Source organism: Kamptonema formosum PCC 6407 (assembly GCF_000332155.1).
In the GTDB taxonomy this organism is placed as follows: domain Bacteria; phylum Cyanobacteriota; class Cyanobacteriia; order Cyanobacteriales; family Microcoleaceae; genus Kamptonema; species Kamptonema formosum.
Genome location: NZ_KB235904.1, coordinates 2,433,875 through 2,452,479, shown reverse-complemented (window position 1 = coordinate 2,452,479; position 18,605 = coordinate 2,433,875). Strand labels below are relative to the sequence as shown.

8 protein-coding genes are annotated in these 18,605 nt (G+C 42.3%); 3 read left to right on the top strand and 5 right to left on the bottom strand.

Going from position 1 to position 18,605, the window contains the following annotated elements:
- Nucleotides 1-78: 78 nt before the first annotated feature.
- Nucleotides 79-507 carry a type II toxin-antitoxin system VapC family toxin gene (locus OSCIL6407_RS0127840; protein WP_007356244.1) on the bottom strand — a complete coding sequence of 143 codons (429 nt, stop codon included), beginning with the start codon at nucleotides 505-507 and terminating at the stop codon, nucleotides 79-81.
- A 126-nt stretch (nucleotides 508-633) separates the two neighbouring features.
- Here OSCIL6407_RS0127840 and OSCIL6407_RS0127835 point away from each other — a divergent pair, with 126 nt between their 5' ends.
- The gene (locus tag OSCIL6407_RS0127835) at nucleotides 634-2,715 is read left to right on the top strand and encodes a PAS domain-containing sensor histidine kinase (RefSeq protein ID WP_019487940.1); all 2,082 of its coding nucleotides are present in this window, start codon (nucleotides 634-636) and stop codon (nucleotides 2,713-2,715) included.
- Nucleotides 2,716-3,266: 551 nt separating this feature from the next.
- Complete coding sequence (locus OSCIL6407_RS0127830) at nucleotides 3,267-5,978, top strand: PAS domain-containing protein (protein ID WP_007357146.1); 2,712 nt, start codon at nucleotides 3,267-3,269, stop codon at nucleotides 5,976-5,978.
- Between the two features lie 35 nt (nucleotides 5,979-6,013).
- Here OSCIL6407_RS0127830 and OSCIL6407_RS0127825 read toward each other — a convergent pair whose 3' ends face one another.
- From OSCIL6407_RS0127825 to OSCIL6407_RS0127810, 4 genes are all read right to left on the bottom strand, one after another.
- A complete protein-coding gene (locus OSCIL6407_RS0127825; RefSeq protein ID WP_007357145.1) occupies nucleotides 6,014-9,181 on the bottom strand; it encodes an ATP-binding protein in 3,168 nt (1,055 codons plus the stop codon).
- Nucleotides 9,182-9,276: 95 nt separating this feature from the next.
- Nucleotides 9,277-10,599 (bottom strand): hybrid sensor histidine kinase/response regulator, encoded by a 1,323-nt coding sequence (locus OSCIL6407_RS0127820; protein ID WP_007357144.1) that lies wholly within the window; start codon nucleotides 10,597-10,599, stop codon nucleotides 9,277-9,279.
- A gap of 77 nt (nucleotides 10,600-10,676) precedes the next feature.
- Nucleotides 10,677-12,557 carry a two-component system response regulator gene (locus OSCIL6407_RS0127815; protein WP_007357143.1) on the bottom strand — a complete coding sequence of 627 codons (1,881 nt, stop codon included), beginning with the start codon at nucleotides 12,555-12,557 and terminating at the stop codon, nucleotides 10,677-10,679.
- The gene (locus OSCIL6407_RS0127810; RefSeq protein ID WP_007357142.1) at nucleotides 12,554-15,373 is read right to left on the bottom strand and encodes a hybrid sensor histidine kinase/response regulator; all 2,820 of its coding nucleotides are present in this window, start codon (nucleotides 15,371-15,373) and stop codon (nucleotides 12,554-12,556) included. Before OSCIL6407_RS0127810 ends, OSCIL6407_RS0127815 begins: the two co-directional genes overlap by 4 nt.
- A gap of 656 nt (nucleotides 15,374-16,029) precedes the next feature.
- Here OSCIL6407_RS0127810 and OSCIL6407_RS0127800 point away from each other — a divergent pair.
- Complete coding sequence (locus OSCIL6407_RS0127800; protein ID WP_007357139.1) at nucleotides 16,030-18,513, top strand: phosphoketolase family protein; 2,484 nt, start codon at nucleotides 16,030-16,032, stop codon at nucleotides 18,511-18,513.
- The last annotated feature ends 92 nt before the right edge of the window (nucleotides 18,514-18,605 follow it).

The following is an 18,605-nucleotide window of genomic DNA, read 5'->3' as shown; positions in this document are numbered from 1 at the left end:
GAGTTGGGATTGTTTTAGGGGAGTCTCACCGCAGGCGCATCGCCATCCTACAAACACGCAAAGAAGTTCCTACTTACGCTATACCGTCCAATCTTCTATTTTCAAACCTGGAATTTTGCTAAAATCGCTAAAGTTTCTAGTCAATAACACCAAGTTACGAGATATGGCGATCGCTGCAATTCTCAAATCCATTGTAGATACGCGAACCCGTTGCGACCGCATTTGCTCAAAGATTGCGATCGCAACTGGATCGAAAGGGAAAACGGGAGCTTGTGCAAAACCTTGAAGGATTTCTAACAATAAAGTATATCCGCGAAGGGTTTCGGTATTTGTTTTAGCACGATTGATGAAATCGTGTGCGCCAAGAACTTGTTCGTGAAAACTCACAACCGATAAAGCAAAATCCGATGGTGAGTGTTGACTCATTCGAGCCGTCAAACGAGTAAATTCTAAGCCTGAACGTCGCTGTAGGAAACTAATGCGATCGGTGTCGAGTAAATATTTCACGATCGTTCATCGCCTTCATCAAGAGGTCGATCGGCTTGACGAAAAGCGCGTCCATATTCTAAAGCTTCCAAAAAAGCTGCTTCATCGGAAATTGAGCCGGTAAATTTTTCCAGCCAATTTTCAGACGTGCTCTGGGACTTGCTTTGGAGGTCAGCAGTTAAATTTATTACTGCTATAATCTCAGTTTATACTGCTGTATCGCTGTTACCGCTGATGCCGCAAGCTCTGAGTATTCCTAGTCCCCCACAGTTAGAGGCGGCTAATGAAAAACTAGCACAAGAAATTCGCGATCGCACGGCGGCTCAAGCACAAATTTCTCAACTTAATGCCGAACTGGAACTGCGAGTTAGCCGGCGGACAGCACAATTGCGCGAAAGTCAAGAACGCTTTCGTTTATTAGTTGAAGGTGTCCAAGATTATGCTCTGGTGATGCTCGATCCTGAAGGCAAAGTTGTTAGTTGGAACAGCGGTGCAGAAAGAATTACTGGCTTCAAGGCAGAGGAAATTATGTGTCAGTATTTCTCTTGTTTTTACGAAGAAGAAGCAGTCCGTTTGGGGAAACCTGAAGAGTTCTTAGAAATAGTCTTAGCTGAGGGTCATTTTCAACAAGAAGGCTGGCGATTACGAAAAGATGGATCTAGATTTTGGGCAAATGTTGCGATTACTTCGCTGAGGGATGAAGCTGGAATGTTGCGCGGCTTCTCGAAAGTAACTCGCGATGCTACGCAGCGCAAAATGTTGCAAGAAAAATTATTGCGCTATAGTTATGCGATCGCACTCACTGGTAGTGCAATCAGAATAACTGACGCCGATAACCAATCAATTTATCACAACCAAGCTTTCATCGACTTGTTTGGTTACACAGTCGATGAACTCAATGCCATTGGCGGCCCAATTGCGCTCTACCTCACTCCAGAAGTAGGCTCTGAGGTCTATCAAATTATTAACGATACTGGTTGTTGGAGCGGTGAAATCGAACTCAGAACTAAATCTGGTGCGATCGTACCAACTTTGTTACGTGTTGACTGCATTTTTGATGATACTGGCAATCGCTTAGGATTAGTAGGCGTTTGCACTGACATCTCTGAGCGCAAACGTGCTGAAGCTGCTTTGCAACAGGCAAAAGCTGAGTTAGAATGCCGAGTTGAGGAACGCACTCAGGAATTATCGGAGCAAAATTTGGCCCTGCGACAATCGGAAGTGCGACTAACAGAGAAAAATGAGCAGTTAAAAGAGGCTTTGCGAGAACTAAAACAGACTCAATCTCAGCTCATTCAAACTGAAAAAATGTCTAGCCTCGGTCAGTTGGTTGCAGGTGTCGCTCACGAAATTAATAATCCTGTCAATTTCATTTATGGCAATATCTCCCATGCTTATTCCTATTTTGCAGAGATGCAGCAAATTGTCGGTCTTTACCAGCAGTATTATCCCGATCCTATACCTGAAATTCAAACAGTTATTGACGAGATCGAACTTGATTTCCTACTAGAAGATTTGCCCAAAATTCTCGATTCCATGAGGCTAGGAGCAGAGCGTATCCGCGAAATTGTCCAGAGTTTACGAAATTTTTCTCGGCTTGATGAAGCTGAGATGAAGCCTGTAGATATTCACGAAGGTATTGATAGTACGCTGTTGATTTTACAGAACAGGCTGCGAGAAAAGCCGGGAAAACCCGCGATCGCAGTGATTAAGGAGTACGGTCATTTGCCTAAAGTTGATTGTTTCCCCGGTCAGTTAAATCAGGTGTTTATGAATGTCCTGGTCAATGCGATCGACGTTCTGGATACTCAACCTTCCCCTGGCTTGATTACGATTCGCACGGAAGTAGGGATTGGGGACTGGGAAAATAGGGTTGAGGATTTGGCGATCGCTCCGAGTTCTTACCCGGAATTGACTACAGACGGGGAACTGGGGACTGAGGACTCAAAACTCCCCAATCCTGAATTTGTGCTAATTTGGATTACCGATAATGGTCCAGGAATGTCCCAGGAGGTGCGCCGTCGGATATTTGACCCTTTCTTTACCACAAAACCGGTGGGTAAAGGTACTGGTTTAGGCTTGTCTATCAGTTATCAGATTATTGTCCAGAAGCACGGTGGCGTTTTCAAGTGCATCTCAGAACCTGGCTGTGGCGCTACCTTTGCGATCGCCATTCCAGTGCGGCGGAAAGATAGCAACCGCTTTCAGCGGTTAGGGGCTAGGGGCTAGGGAAAGAAGGGGTTAGGGGTTAGGGGCTAGGGGCTAGGGGAAGAAGGGAAAGAAGGGGGAAGAAGGGGAAGAAGGGGAAGAAGGGAAAGAAGGGGGAAGAAGGGGAAGAAGGGGAAGAAGGGAAAGAAGAGGAAAGAAGGGGAAGAAGGGAATAGAATCAGTGAGTTTGGTCGAACTCAGAACGTCTTAACCGACGAAAGCGGTTGCTATAATTAAGTCATTTTCAGTTGTATCAGAACTGGCTAATTGCTAATTATAGCAGTTGCCAAGGCAGTTAAGACATTCTAAATTTAAAACCCTGATTCTAAACCCTTCTTCCGTCTTCCCTAGCCCCTAGCCCCTGCGCCAGAGCCCCTCTTAAACCGCCTTGGCAGTTGCTATAAAACGTTGATAAAATACATAAAACTATAAACATTTTAATATAAAAAATAGGATAATTAAATTTAGTTCCTCAACAGGAACAAACCTGGAAGTAAGCAACCCTGCTGCTTCTTTCCTTCCTTGACTAAAGTCCATGGGGTTTTGCGGTTATGTCTTATGAAAAGAACTTTATGCAGCAACTATTAAAAAGTTTTTTGTCAGTAGATTTTATGCCTCACGGAAGATGCTATCTGTGGAATCCCGGATTAATCTGGCTGCACGTCATCTCAGATTTGCTGATAGCAGTAGCATACTATTCAATTCCGCTGCTACTCCTCTATTTTGTCCAAAAACGGCGAGATTTACCATTTAACTGGATGTTCCTGTTATTCGGAGCCTTCATTATCGCCTGCGCTACAGGACATATCATGGAAATTCTGACCCTGTGGTATCCTGCCTACTGGCTCTCTGGCTCCCTGAAAGCTTTAACAGCCGTCATTTCCCTATCCACAGCCGGATTGATGATACCGCTGATCCCCAAAGCCTTGGCCCTGTCAAGTCCATCTCAGTTAGAAGCGACAAACCTTGCTCTAGCAAAGAAAATTCAAGAACATGAAGAAGCAGAAGAAGCAATTCGAGTTTTGAATGCAGAATTAGAACAGCGAGTTAGCGATCGCACGGCCGCACTTACCTGGCTCAATGAACAACTGCAAAAAGAAATTGCCGATCGCAAACGCGCTGAAGAAACCTTACAACTAACCCAATTTTCCGTTGATTGTTCTGCCGATGCCGTATTTTGGATCGGCTCCGATGCCAAATTATTATACGTCAATGATGCTGCTTCCCGCACCCTTGGTTATTCACCAGAAGAGCTGTTGACAATGACTTTTCACGACATCAACCCAGACTTTCCCGAAACCGCGTGGAATTTACACTGGAATGTGATGAGGCGCTGCGGTTCAGTTAATATTGAAGCCCATCATCGTACTAAACATAATCGGATTTTTCCTGTCGAAATTACCATCAATCACCTGCAATTTAATGGTAAAGAATATCATTGTGCCTTTGCGCGGGATATCACCGATCGCAAACTAGCAGAAAAGGCTTTACAAGCAAGGCAAGAAGAGTTTAGCTCTCTAGTTTCTAACATTCCGGGAGCCGTCTATAGGTGTGCGTGCGACCCTCACCGAACGATGGCTTTCCTGAGTGACGGCATACAAGCTATTAGCGGCTTTCGAGCAAAAAACTTTATTAATAGTAGGACGCAATCTTTTGCCAGCCTTATTCTTCCCGAAGATCGAGAAATAGTACAGGATACAGTTCAGAAAGCCGTCGATTTGAAACAACCATATATTATCGAGTATCGGCTATTACATAAAGACGGTAATATCAGGTGGGTTTACGATAAAGGTCAAGCTATTTTTGATGGGTTGGGAAAGGTTTCATGGCTAAATGGAGCAATTTTTGATATTACAGAACACAAACAGGCGGAAGTAGAACGCAGTGAATTAATGGCATCCCTGCAAGCAAGCGAAGAGCGCTTGCAGCTAGCTTTAGCAGGAACCGACCAAGGATTGTGGGATTGGAATTTAGTAACGGGAGAAGTTTATTTTAGCGCTCAGTGGAGCCAGATTTTAGGCTATGCTGCGGATGAAATTAACGGAGAAGCGAGAGCGTGGTTTCATCTCGTGCATTCAGAAGATAGACCGAAAGTGATTCAAATTCTCAAACAACATTTAGCAGGTAGTACGCCTTTTTTTGAAACCGAACACCGAATGCTAACAAAATCTGGGGAGTGGAAATGGGTTTTAAATCACGGTAAAGTAGTGACTTGTGATGAGTTTGAAGCCATGTCCGAAGTTGGAGAAAATCAGCAAGAAGCTATTAAGTTCAAATCTCCTAAACCACTGCGGATGACGGGTACACTAAAAGATATTAGCGATCGCAAACAAGCAGAAGATTCTTTGAGAGAGTCCGAAGCAATTGCCCAGCAAAAAGCTCAACAGCTCGAACTTGCTCTTAAGGAACTCAGACAAACCCAATCTCAACTAATTCATACAGAAAAGATGTCTTCTCTGGGTCAAATGGTAGCTGGTGTTGCCCATGAAATTAACAATCCTATTAGCTTCATTTACGGCAATCTCACTTACGCCACTCAGTATATCAAAGATGTCTTAAATTTAGTTCGCCTCTACCAAAAATACTATCCCCAGCCAGCACTAGAAATTCAACAACAAACAGAGGCAATCGAGTTAGATTTTCTCAGCGAAGATTTACTAAAAATCTTATCTTCGATGAAGATGGGAGCAGATAGAATTCGGGAAATAGTTCTCAGTTTACGAAACTTCTCGCGACTAGATGAATCAGAAAAGAAACCTGTTGATATTCACGAAGGCATTGAAAATACCCTGCTAATTTTGCAAAATAGGCTGCGAACTAGATCTGATATTCCTGAGATTCAGATAATTAAAAAATATGGCAATTTACCTAAAGTAGAATGCTATGCCGGACAGCTAAATCAGGTATTTATGAACCTTCTGAGTAATGCTATTGATGCTTTGGAAGAATTTTATCGGCAAAAAGAATGCAGATCGTATTTTGATGAATCAGGCTTATCTTCTTTTGCAGTAAGAGGCGGGCCGATGATTTTGATTCGCACAGAGTTGGTAGAAGAAAGTGTAATTAGCATCCGTATTGCCGATAACGGTCAGGGGATGACTGAGGAAGTAAGCCACCGCTTATTTGACCCATTTTTTACTACTAAACCAGTCGGTAAAGGTACAGGTTTGGGCTTATCTATTAGTTACCAAATTGTAGTAGAGAAACACGGAGGTAAGTTGCGGTGTAATTCGGTATTGGGACAAGGTTCGGAGTTTGCGATCGAGATCCCTCTCAAATGTTAAGTAGACGGTTAACAGTTAACAGTTAACAAATTTAATTAATCCTTTTGCGTGTATTGACTAATAAAAGACTTTAACTGTTTTTCTTGAAACTTTTTAGCAAATTCGCACAACCGATCGGCAAAGGGAATAAAATTTGCGTCCAAAGCTTTTAAATTCTCGGCTTGTTTTAAAATCTCTTTTAAATTGCCTTTCATGATTAAATCGTACAAAATATCAATTTTTTCTGAGGGTGGAGGAACGATAATCACCGTTGGTGATAGAGCCAAATTTTCTTTAATAGTTTTGGCAGTAGGAGAGGGCAATTCAACTGAATCTCTGTACAGCCAGGATATCCCTAAAAACTGCTCCAACAATCCAAACAAATCAGAAATTTGTACAGGTTTAGGCAGAAAAGCATCAGCTCCAGCATCCAAACTATTGTATTGGTCAGTTTCAAATACTGAAGCTGAAGAAACAATTACTACGATCTCTCTAAATTCAGGGGATTCGCGCAAGCGCCGCACTAATTGGAAACCATCCATTTTTGGCATCACCAAATCCGTGATTATTACATCTGGGCTTAACTCGCGAACTCGATCTAAACCTTCAAGGCCATTAGCAGCTTCGGCAACTATAAAGCCAATTGGCTTGAGTAAATTAACAATGACAGAGCGATTTTCCCAGCGATCGTCTACTATTAAAATTTTGCGCTTGTCGCCTGTAAAGCCCAGTATTGTTTGTGTGGGCTCTGTTGTTAGTAAAGTCTCTGCTTCCCCACTAGAAGGTAAAGCTAAATCAAACCAGAATTGACTACCAGCTTGGGACTTACTGGCGACTTTAATGCTACTCCCCATCATTTCAATAATTTTTAAACTAATTGCTAATCCTAAACCAGTTCCTTCTACCATGCGGCGAGTATCACCTACCTGTTCAAACGGCTGAAATATTTTCTGCATTTGTTCGCTAGTCATTCCCACACCAGTATCTTCTATTTGAAAGCGAATTGTATTAATATTTGTGAGGGTACTTGTGGTTGATTCCACAGATATTAAGTCTACGACTGCAACTTTAAAGGTGACTGCACCTGCATCTGTAAATTTGACAGCGTTCCCCAGGAGATTTACCAGCACTTGCCGCAAACGTTTTTCATCAGCTTCAACAACATAAGGGAGTGCAGCGTCAAAGTTGCAAATAAAAGAAATGCCTTTTTGTTCGGCTTTAATGCGGCAGATTTCACTGACCACTTGAAGAAATCCTAGAAAATAGAAACTGCTGGGATACAGTTCCATTTTTCTAGCTTCAATTTTGGAGAGGTCTAAAATATCATTAATCAGAGTAAGCAAGTGCGAACCACACTTGTAAATGATGTTAATTTCTGCAAGTTGCTTTGGAGTTAAACTACTATCTCGCTGGAGGATTTGAGCATAACCTAAAATGCCATTGAGAGGGGTTCGTAGTTCGTGGCTCATATTAGCAAGAAATTCGCTTTTAGCTTGATTGGCAGCATCAGCGGCTAGTTTAGCTTCTTGCAGTGTAACTTCTGCATTTTTGCGGTCTGTAATGTCTTGAAAAGTTCCTTTCAATTTGAAAGGAATATCATTTTTGTAGTGAGGTTGACCGAGAACGTGAACCCACCGCTGATTTTTTATTGCGGTGACGAACTGCAACTCTACATCAAAAGGCTCTTTATTTGCCATCGCTTGCAAACTAGCTTTTTCCAAAATCTCTATGGACTCCGATGGATAGAAAGCCATTACGCTTTCAGGAGTTAACTGGAAATCTAAATCAACTTCGTAGATGTGGTAAACTTCCTCTGTCCAAGTCAATTCTTGAGTCTCTAAATTCATTTCCCAGCCACCCACTTTTGCTATCCGCTGGGTTTGGTTGAGCAGTGCTTCGCTTTCTCGCAGTGCAGCCGTCCGTTCATTAACTCGCTGTTCTAACTCTTCGTTCGTGTTTTCTAGAGCAGTAAAAGACTCTTGTAATTGCTGTGCCATTAGGTTGAATGACTCAGCTAAAATATCTAATTCCCCAATCCCTTCAATCTCTACTTTTTGATTTAATTTCCCACTTGCTATAGCTTGGCTGGCATTCCTCAAACGCAGAATGGGCTCTGCTATCCAGCCAGAGGTAAAAATCCCGATAGTTGCAGCCATAAGTAATGCTAAAAAGCACAGGAAAATAGTAGTGCGGGTGTTAGCATTAATTTGATCCATGAAGTCGGCTTCGGGGACTGCGACTACAATTAACCAGTCAATACCCCGACCGTCTTTAAATGGTGTTACCTGTAGAAATTGCTGTTTGCCGCCTAAGTTAAATGTGAGTTGTTGGTTAGTATTAATTTTACTCAAGCCAAAATTATCTATTAAATATTGGGAGGAAACCCGAATCAAAGGTACGCTACTTTCAGTCGCTTTCATCCGATCGACCTTACCATCTTTACTAACTAAAAATGGCTTTTCCGAGGTTGAAGAAGCCACAATTAGTCCCGAACGTTCCATGATAAATGTCTTTCCAGACTTACCAATTTTTAAACTATTTAGAAAGTCACGGGTTTCACTATCAAGTAGCTGCGTACCTAAAACTCCTATCAATTTACCAGTTGAGTTGTAGACGGGCTGGCTAGCAGTAATTCCCAAATTATTCCTTCCAAATACCAGAAAAGGAGCGCTCCATGTGGGTTTTCTTGCTGCAAGTGCTGCTTTATACCAGGGTCGAGTTCGCGCGTCAAAAACAGGTGTGACTTTTTCCAGCTTTTTGCGATTGCCAAAACTATCTGTAGAGTACCAGAAGAATTTACCACTAACAAACCCTTCTGTTGCGCGAATAAATAATTTATCATCTTCATGACGCTGAACTAAAGCAAGTCCTCCAAGAGGATTGCCAAAATAAATAGCATTTACTGATTCAAACACTTGAAGCTGATGCCAAAAATAACGCTCCAACCCATTTTGATTCTGCACATCCAACAAATTAAGATTGATAGTAGCTGCGAGGCTTTGATTCACTTGATGAGCGCTAGCAAGATAAGTATGTAGGTTTTGCTCAATGCGATTGCTAATTTCACTCCGTAACTGAGTAGCGACATCGTTAACGGCTTTCTGTCCGTTGCGTAATGATAGCCATCCCGTTAACCCTACCGCCGCAAAAATTTGCAGTAAAAATGGCCCTACTAAAACAAAGCGAAGGGGGAGTTTTCTAGAGCTAAAGGCAGTTGAAGGCATAATAGAATCTCCAGCCAGCGTGTTATTATGTTATCTTATGTTTGACAAAAACAAAAGTAAAATATTGGCTTCTTTTTTACCAGCATAATTCGCAACTATGGCTGCTCTATGGGAATTTCAACAGTGAACTCCGTACCCTGACCAAGTGTGGAAGTGCAAGCCAGTTTTCCTCCATGTTTTTCTACCACGATTTGATAACTAATGCTCAATCCCAAGCCTGTACCTTTACCTGCTGGTTTGGTTGTAAAGAAAGCTTCAAAGAGCTGCGATTGGACTACGTTTGACATCCCAGGCCCATTATCAGCAATGCGGATAATGGCAGAATTGTTATTTGTTACTTCCGTACTAATTCTAATGGTAGGGTTTTTTATTTTGATCGCCTCATTTCCCAACTCTTCCTCTTCTTCTAAAACATCAATTGCATTCGCAATTAAATTCATAAAGACTTGATTCATTTGCCCGCCATAACATTTTAATAAGGGGAGTTCCCCGTATTCTTTAATTACCTCAATAGCGGGGCGATGTCCGCAAGCTTTAAGCCTGTAACGTAAAATTAGCAAGGTACTATCTAGCCCTTCGTGAATATTTACTGCTACCTTATTTGACGTATCTGTGCGCGAGAAATTTCGCAGAGATGTACTAATATTACTAATTCTCTCTGCTCCTACTTTCATGGAATTAATCATATTTGGCAAGTCTTCAATTAAGTAATCTAGCTCAATCTCCTCAGCATGAGCGGAAACTTCCGGCACTGGATGGGGATAATATTGCTGATAAACTTGTAAATGGTCAATCAAGCCTTTGATATATTCAGAAGCGTGGTTGAGATTACCGAAAATAAAACTAACTGGATTGTTAATTTCATGAGCAACACCAGCCACCAACTGACCCAAGCTGGACATTTTTTCAGTCTGCACTAATTGAATTTGAGCCTGTTTTAACTCGTGTAAAGTCCGGCTTAATTCAGCAGTTCGCTCTTGTACCCGCTGCTCTAATTCCTGATTTTGCTTTTCAATCTTCTTAGTTAAGTAGTATAATTTTAGGTGAAGTTTAACCCGCGCTAAAACTTCTTCTTGTTGAAACGGCTTAGTAATGTAATCCACCGCTCCTAAAGACAGGCCTTTCACCTTATCAATTGACTCAGACATCGCGCTCATAAAAATCACGGGTATGTCAGCAGTCAATGGATTTGCTTTCAGGCGATTGCAAGTTTCAAAGCCATCTATTCCCGGCATCATTATATCCAGTAAAATCAAATCTGGAAGAGCATAACCCACTTTTTCTATAGCGCTTTCTCCATCTTGTGCTACCCAAACCTCAAAGGACGCATTATCCAATAAATCATAAAGTACCCCTAAGTTATTTGAGTTGTCATCGACGATTAAGACAATATCTTTTTTTTCCATATCTACGCTCATTTCTTGTCACTCCTGTATTAACTAATCACACACATTAGATTTTCCACTCATAAAAGCGGAGTCAGTAAAAAATAGCATTAAGCAGTTAAGAATGGTCGCAACATTGAAGGTAAAAGTTTAGCATTATTTAGCAGAAGTTGTGTTGCAGTTTGACTGTCTACAGGCTTAGAAAATAGATAGCCTTGCCCCAACTCGCACCCAAGAGAACAGAGTTTTTCCAATTGTTCTAAAGTTTCTATTCCTTCTGCGACTACATCCATACCAAAACTGTGAGCAAGGGTAACAATTGTTTCCACAATTCCATCACTTTTCCCCGCGCTGATACGGTTGACAAAAGAGCGGTCAATCTTTAAGGTATCAATGGGAAACTCATGCAGACGACTTAAAGAAGAATAGCCAGTTCCAAAGTCATCAATACACAACTTAATACCTTGGCTTTTTAACTGCTTCAGCATCGTTGCTTCGCAGGTAGATGCTTCTAAAAAGCAGCTTTCAGTAATTTCTAATTTCAAGCAGGAACTTGAAACGCCAGTAGCTTCGACTATTTTCTGCATCCTCTCTACTAGATTAGCTTGCTTTAGCTGAACTGGCGAAACATTGACATTTAGTGTTAAACCAAGAGCTTGAGGAAATTGCTGTTGCCACAAGCGGAGTTGGCGACAAGCTTCCTGAAAAATCCACCAACCCAAAGAATTGATTGCTCCAATTTCTTCAGCCAGGGGAATAAATTTTGCCGGCGAAACTAATTCGCCAAAAGCGCGCTGCCAACGTACCAATGCTTCAAAGCCTAAAAGATGACCTGTAGACAGCGATACAATGGGTTGGTAATAAAGGCAAAATTCTTCTAATTCTATTGCCTTCCTGAGCTCATTTTCAAGCTGTAAGCGGTTTGCTGCCTGAGTCTGGATGGCTTTTGTTAATACTTCATAACAGCCTTTACCTTTAATTTTAGCCTGGTACATCGCTACATCAGCATCTCTAATCGCGTCCACAGCGCGATCGTAACCCATTGTACTAAAGGTAATACCAATACTAGCACCTGTAAATATTTCATATTTATCAAAAATGAATGGCAATCTCAGTTGTTCAAGAATTCGATCTGCTGTGCTTATAGCTTCGTTCATATCTCCAATTGCTTCCAGTAAGATAATAAATTCATCCCCTCCTAAACGAGCAACTATATCTGTTTCCGGCACGCAATCTTGCAGCCTTTTAGCAGCGATTTTTAGCAATTCATCTCCGACTAAGTGTCCTAAGCTGTCATTAACAACTTTAAACCGATCTAGGTCGATAAACAGCACTGCATATAAATAATCAGAATCCAGATTTGCTAACTCAATTACCCGATTTAGCTGATTTATAAACCAAGTTCGGTTAGGCAAACCAGTTAAGGAGTCATGAAAAGCATCGTAGCGTAACTTATCTTCCTTTGCTAACAATTCTAAGTAAGCGTTTTGCAGTTCGTGCATAGCACTTTTTAGTTCAGCAGTTCGGGCCTCGACTCGATGTTCTAACTGAGAAGTTAATTCGCTCAATAGCGAATTCTTTTCTTCCATTCTCTTGTTCAAAATGCTCATTTTTAAGTGCAGTCTCAGCCTAACTAATACTTCTTCATGTTGAAAGGGTTTAGTAATATAATCAACAGCACCTAAAGACAAACCTTTAACTTTATCGACTGTCTCAGAAAGGGCGCTCATAAAAATTAGAGGGATGTCCTTAGTTCTAGGATTGGCTTTCAACCTACGACAAGTTTCAAATCCATCGAGACATGGCATCATTATATCTAATAAGATGATATCTGGGGCCTCATATTGAACTGCTTGTAAAGCACTTTCCCCGTCTGAAGCTACCCAGACTTCAAATCCAACCTGCTCTAAATAGTCAGAGAGTACCGCTAAATTACTGGCGTGATCGTCTACCACTAAAACTATACTTTTTTTATTATATTCACTGTTCACGGTTTTTCTCCCCTATATTGGCTAATAAATTCTTTCATGGCTTTTTCCTGAAAACCTTTAGATAATTGGCGTAACTTGTTAGCAAAAGGTGCAAATTTTTCATCTATCTGTTCTATGTTTGCTGCCTGCTTCATAATTCCTTGAAGGTGGCCTTTCATTGCTAGATCGTATAAGGTGTCAATCTCTGGCTGCGGGGGAGCGATCAGAGAATTAGAAGAGGAAAGGTTAACGGCTACTGTGTCTTCTTCATAAGTCCATTCTATTTGCAAATGCTGCTGTAACTTCTCTAGCAATATTTTTGCTTCTACTGGCTTAGGCATAAAATCGTTACATCCTGCTTGTAAACTTTGGTACTTATCGGCTTCAAATACGCTAGCAGATGTAACTATTATGACTACATTTTTTAGCTCCTCGATCAGGCGAATGCGCCGGATCATTTCAAAACCGTCTAGGACGGGCATTACTAAGTCAGTGATAATTAAATCCGGTTGACACTGGGCTTTTGTTAAACCTTCTTGACCATTGACTGCCTCTATAATTTCAAAACCGATGGGAGAGAGCAAGTTAGCTAGTACCGAGCGATTTTCCCACTTGTCGTCTACTATTAAAATTTTGGGCTTTTTCCTGTAAATACCTGTGATATTTTTGTGGTTGGGCTCTACGGATGGTGGAACAGATTCGGGCAATTGAATTAGATCTAATTCTACCAAAAAAGTGCTCCCAACTCCTGGCTGACTTTTGACTTTGATTGTACTGCCCATCAATTCGACTATTTTCTGGCTGATTGCTAGCCCTAATCCGCTGCCTTGATGATTGCGAGAGGCTTCACTCACTTGCTCGAAGGGTAAAAATATTTTTTCTAATTGCTCAGAGTTAATACCAATGCCTGTGTCTTCAATTTGAAAGCGAATTTTGGTAATTGGTAGTTGATGATTGGTAATTGATGATTTTTCCCTAAGTTCCGCTTGAGGGCATTCCTGAGTTCCTATAACTTCTACTTTAAAATCGACCCTACCTTCGTCAGTAAATTTGATGGCATTACTGAGTAAGTTAATTAGTAGTTGCCGTAGACGCTTCTCGTCAGATCGAATACTATCTGGAAGGGAATTCTGAGGTTGGTAAGCAAGTACAATACCCTTTTGTTCTGCTTTAAGGCGACATATTTCTACTACACCACTTAAGAAAGAAGGAAAATGAAAATCTGTAGGATGAAGTTCCATTTTCTGAGCTTCTATTTTGGAAATATCTAAAATATCGTTAATCAAAGTAAGTAAGTGTGAGCCACACTGGTAAATGATACGGAGACCGTCTTTAACTTTTTCATCTGTGGTTTTTAAGGGTTGTAAAATTTGAGCGTAACCTAAAATACCGTTGAGAGGTGTGCGGAGTTCGTGGCTCATGTTTGCGATAAATTCGGTTTTGGCGCGATTGGCGGTGTCGGCAGCTATTTTGGCATCTTTTAGTTCGCTTGTTCGCTCCTCAACTCTGGCTTCTAACTCGCTCTTGGCTGTTTCTAAGGCAGTAAAAGATGCTTGTAATTGCTGGGCCATTTGGTTAAAAGAGCTGGCTAGAGTATCGAGTTCAGCAATTTTTTTAATTTCAATTTTTTGGTTTAATTCTCCGCTAGCTATTTTCTGGCTAGCATGGGATAACTCTAAGATTATCCCTGTAATCCAGCGCGAGGTTAAAACTCCTAGTAATGCCGCGCTTCCTAATGCTAAAAGACATAGTAAAATGCTGGTTTTAGTATTAGCATTAATCCGCTCCATAAAGTCTGCTTCGGGAACAACGACGACAATTAGGAAGTTTAGACCCCGCTTGTCTGAGAGCGGTGTTACTTGTACAAAATGTCTCTTGCCGTTAATTTTAAAAATTTCGAGTTGGGTGGGTGTCTTAATTTGGGTAAGGTTGCTCCTTTTTTCTATTAATAAGTGCTGCATTGTAGCGCGAATTAAATACTCGCTGCTTTCTGCTGCTTTAAGTCTTTTAATAGAGCAACTATCTCTACTTTTAATAAAACTCTTTTCGTTGGTTGAGGAGGCAACTATTTCTCCTGATGTTTCTAAGATGAAAGCTATGCCTGATTTACTAATTTTCAAACTCTGAAGAAATTTACTAATCTCTGAAACTATTAGGGATACTCCCAGATATCCTATTGATTTTCCTGATTGATTATAAATAGGAAGCAGGGCATCTGTGCTGACTTCGGGGCGGGGTGCAATCCATAAATATAGTGGAGTCCAAATTGCTTGCTTTGCGGACACACCCAACTGATAATAAACTTCGTTTTGGATCGGGTATTTTAGTTGAGTTGACAATATATTTGTGCGCTCTCCTTGACTATTTACTGCATAATTATTAAAGTTAAGATCGCCGTTACTAGATTTTTTTACGATCCCAATATTCAAGGTTCCGTCTAACCGACGTTCGCTGCCGATAAATTCTCCCTGCAAGTTACCGAAGTAAATATAATTAACGGTGGGAAAACGCTGAATATTTTGCCAAAAATAGCGCTCCATGCTAGTGAAGTCTTGGGGATTTAATTTACCCAGACTGATAGCATCAGCAGTGAGTTGATTGATCAAATGAGGGGTTTCTAGATAAGTATTGAGGTGTTGGTAAATGCGGGCTGTGATTTCTTCGTACAATTGTGCAGCTAAGTCATTAACGGCTTGTTGACCGTTGCGGAATGATAGCCATCCTGTTAATCCCACTGCGGCAAAAATTTGTATGAGAAATGGCCCGACTAAGATGAGGCGGAGTGGGATTAAATGTTTTTTTTTTGAGTTAGTAAGGTTGATATCTGGCTGGGTCATGGATGGCTCGGAGTAGGATGATGCCAACAATCATCGCAACAGGTATACTTTTTACTCTGATGCTGTTCGTTGAGGCGGTGGGGGTCAAATCTGCCTTTTCCCGACCAGTCAGTTTTACGTAATATATGTTGCTTAGATTACACTAAAAGTTTTAACGACCTGTGTTAGCTAGGATACTTTTTTTTGCTAACAAATATGATTGCTCCCTATTGGATCGGTTTGATGGCAGAAGGCAGAAGGCAGAAGCTAGAAGACAGAAGGCAGTATAAGTTTTGGAAGCAAAGATTAGGATGTCTGTTTGACAAAATTAATTTTGATTGTGGTGTGGCCCTCCTGCCAATCACAAGCAAATTTACTGAGAATACTTAGCTTTAGTGGGTTTTAACAGCCTTCCCCAAAAAGCTATTAGCAAGACATTAATCTTAATTTAATATTCCTCCCCTATAAAATGAGGTACTATGCAATCAAGTTCCGATACTCAACATGAAGTTTAGCTCGAAAATCTAAGGAGTAGCAAGTTAACACCACAAAAGCTCCGTCGCGCGAGGGATTATTTTTCCAGACAAACTTCACACACTTTTTCGGAAACCCAGTGCTTTTAGCCTGGGGAATGAAAGTAAAGCATTGACTAAAATATCACGATCGCCTAAATCAGTATGGTAGCAACAACTCCGGTACAACAAAAGAAACCCCTTTCCCCATCAGAACTGGATAAAATCCACGCTTACTGGCGGGCCGCAAACTATTTGTCTGTAGGACAAATTTATTTGCTAGACAACCCCCTTCTCAAAGAACCCCTGAAGCTAGAGCACGTCAAACCGAGGCTGTTAGGACACTGGGGTACTACTCCCGGCTTGAACTTCATTTACGCCCATCTCAACCGCCTAATTAAAGCTCAAGACCTGAATGTAATATACATTGCCGGCCCCGGTCATGGTGGCCCTGGCTTAGTTGCCAACACTTACTTAGAAGGCACTTATAGCGAATATTACCCCAACGTTTCCCAAGATGCTGAAGGGATGAAGCGTCTGTTTAAACAGTTCTCCTTCCCACGCGGAATTCCTAGCCACGTCGCGCCAGAAACTCCCGGTTCGATCCACGAAGGTGGCGAACTCGGTTATGCTGTTTCCCACGCTTACGGGGCGGCTTTTGATAACCCTGACTTAATTGTGGCTTGCGTTGTTGGGGACGGGGAAGCCGAAACGGGCCCCTTAGCCACTGCTTGGCATTCTAATAAGTTTCTGAACCCGATTCATGACGGCGCAGTATTACCAATTCTACACCTCAATGGTTATAAAATTGCTAACCCGACGGTGTTAGCACGGATTAGCCATGAAGAATTAGAAAGTTTGTTTGTGGGTTATGGCTATAAGCCTTACTTCGTGGAAGGTTCAGACCCAGAAATGATGCACCAGTTGATGGCGGCGACGATGGATAGCGCGATCGCAGAAATTAAAGCCATTCAACAAGAGGCCCGGACTAAAGGCTTCAGCAAACGCCCTCGGTGGCCGATGATTATTCTGCGATCGCCCAAAGGTTGGACGGGGCCCAAAGAAGTAGACGGCAAAAAAACCGAAGATTTCTGGCGATCGCACCAAGTCCCCCTGTCGGAAATGGGCAGCAAACCGGGGCACGTCCAACTCCTCGAAGACTGGATGAAAAGCTACAAACCCGAAGAACTCTTCGACGAAGCAGGCACATTCCTCGCCGAACTCGCCGAACTCGCACCATTAGGAACGCGACGCATGGGCGATAATCCCCACGCCAACGGCGGCATTTTGCTCCGCGACCTCAAAATGCCAAAATTTGAAAATTATGCCGTAGAAGTCACAAAACCAGGCACTACCTACGAAGAAGCCACCCGCGTTATGGGCAAATTCCTGCGGGACGTAATGAAATTCAACCAGGAAAGCCGCAACTTCCGCATCGTCGGGCCAGACGAAACCGCCTCGAACCGCTGGAACGACGTATTTGAAGCCACCGATCGCACCTGGATGGATGATACATTCTCCTACGACGATCACCTTTCCCCCGATGGCCGAGTCATGGAAATCCTCAGCGAGCACACTTGCCAAGGATGGTTAGAAGGCTACCTACTTACAGGCCGTCACGGTTTCTTCTCCTGTTACGAAGCCTTCATCCACGTCATCGACTCCATGTTCAACCAACACGCCAAATGGTTAAACACCACGCGCTATATACCTTGGCGGCGACAAATTTCCTCTCTTAATTACCTGCTAACATCCCACGTTTGGCGACAAGATCATAACGGTTTTTCCCACCAAGATCCCGGTTTTATCGACCACGTAGTTAACAAAAAAGCAGCCGTAATTCGGGTTTATTTACCACCCGATGCCAATACATTGCTATCCGTCACCGATCACTGTTTGCGGAGTCGCCAATACGTCAACGTTGTTGTTGCTGGTAAACAACCCGCCTTGCAATATTTAGATATGGATGCGGCGGTCAAACATTGTACGGCAGGGATCAGTATTTGGGAATGGGCAAGCAACGATCAAAATAGCGAACCCGATGTCGTCATGGCTTGCGCCGGCGACGTTCCTACCTTAGAAACCCTAGCAGCAGTTGACTTAATTCGGCTACATTTACCTGAATTAAAAGTGCGCGTCGTTAACGTCGTAGACTTGATGAAATTGCAACCGGAAAGCGAACACCCGCACGGTTTGAATGATAAAGACTTCGACTCGATTTTTACAGTAGATAAACCGATCATCTTTGCTTATCACGGCTATCCCTGGCTAATTCACCGCCTGACTTACCGCCGGACAAATCATAATAACATCCACGCGCGGGGTTATAAGGAAGAAGGAACCACGAGTACGCCCTTTGATATGGTAGTGCGGAACGATTTAGATCGTTTTCATTTGGTAATAGATGTCATCGATCGTTTGCCTCAATTGCATTACATCGGAGGTCACATTAAGCAGATGTTGCACGACAAATTAGTGGAGCACGTCACTTACATTGCTGAGTATGGCGATGATCTGCCAGAAGTGCGCGACTGGAAATGGGGATATTATAGCGATCCTGGTTCACCAAAGGCGACAACTGGAGAGTCTGGGGGCGCTGATTTTAGCGAGTCACAGTTAGAGGAAGGCGCGGCGCGATCGCGATCGTAGAGTCGGCGGTTAAAACCCCATCTACACAAACAAAACCCGCCTGCGCGGGTTAAATTTCTACAGTCCGCGTAGGCAGTTAAAACCACATCTAC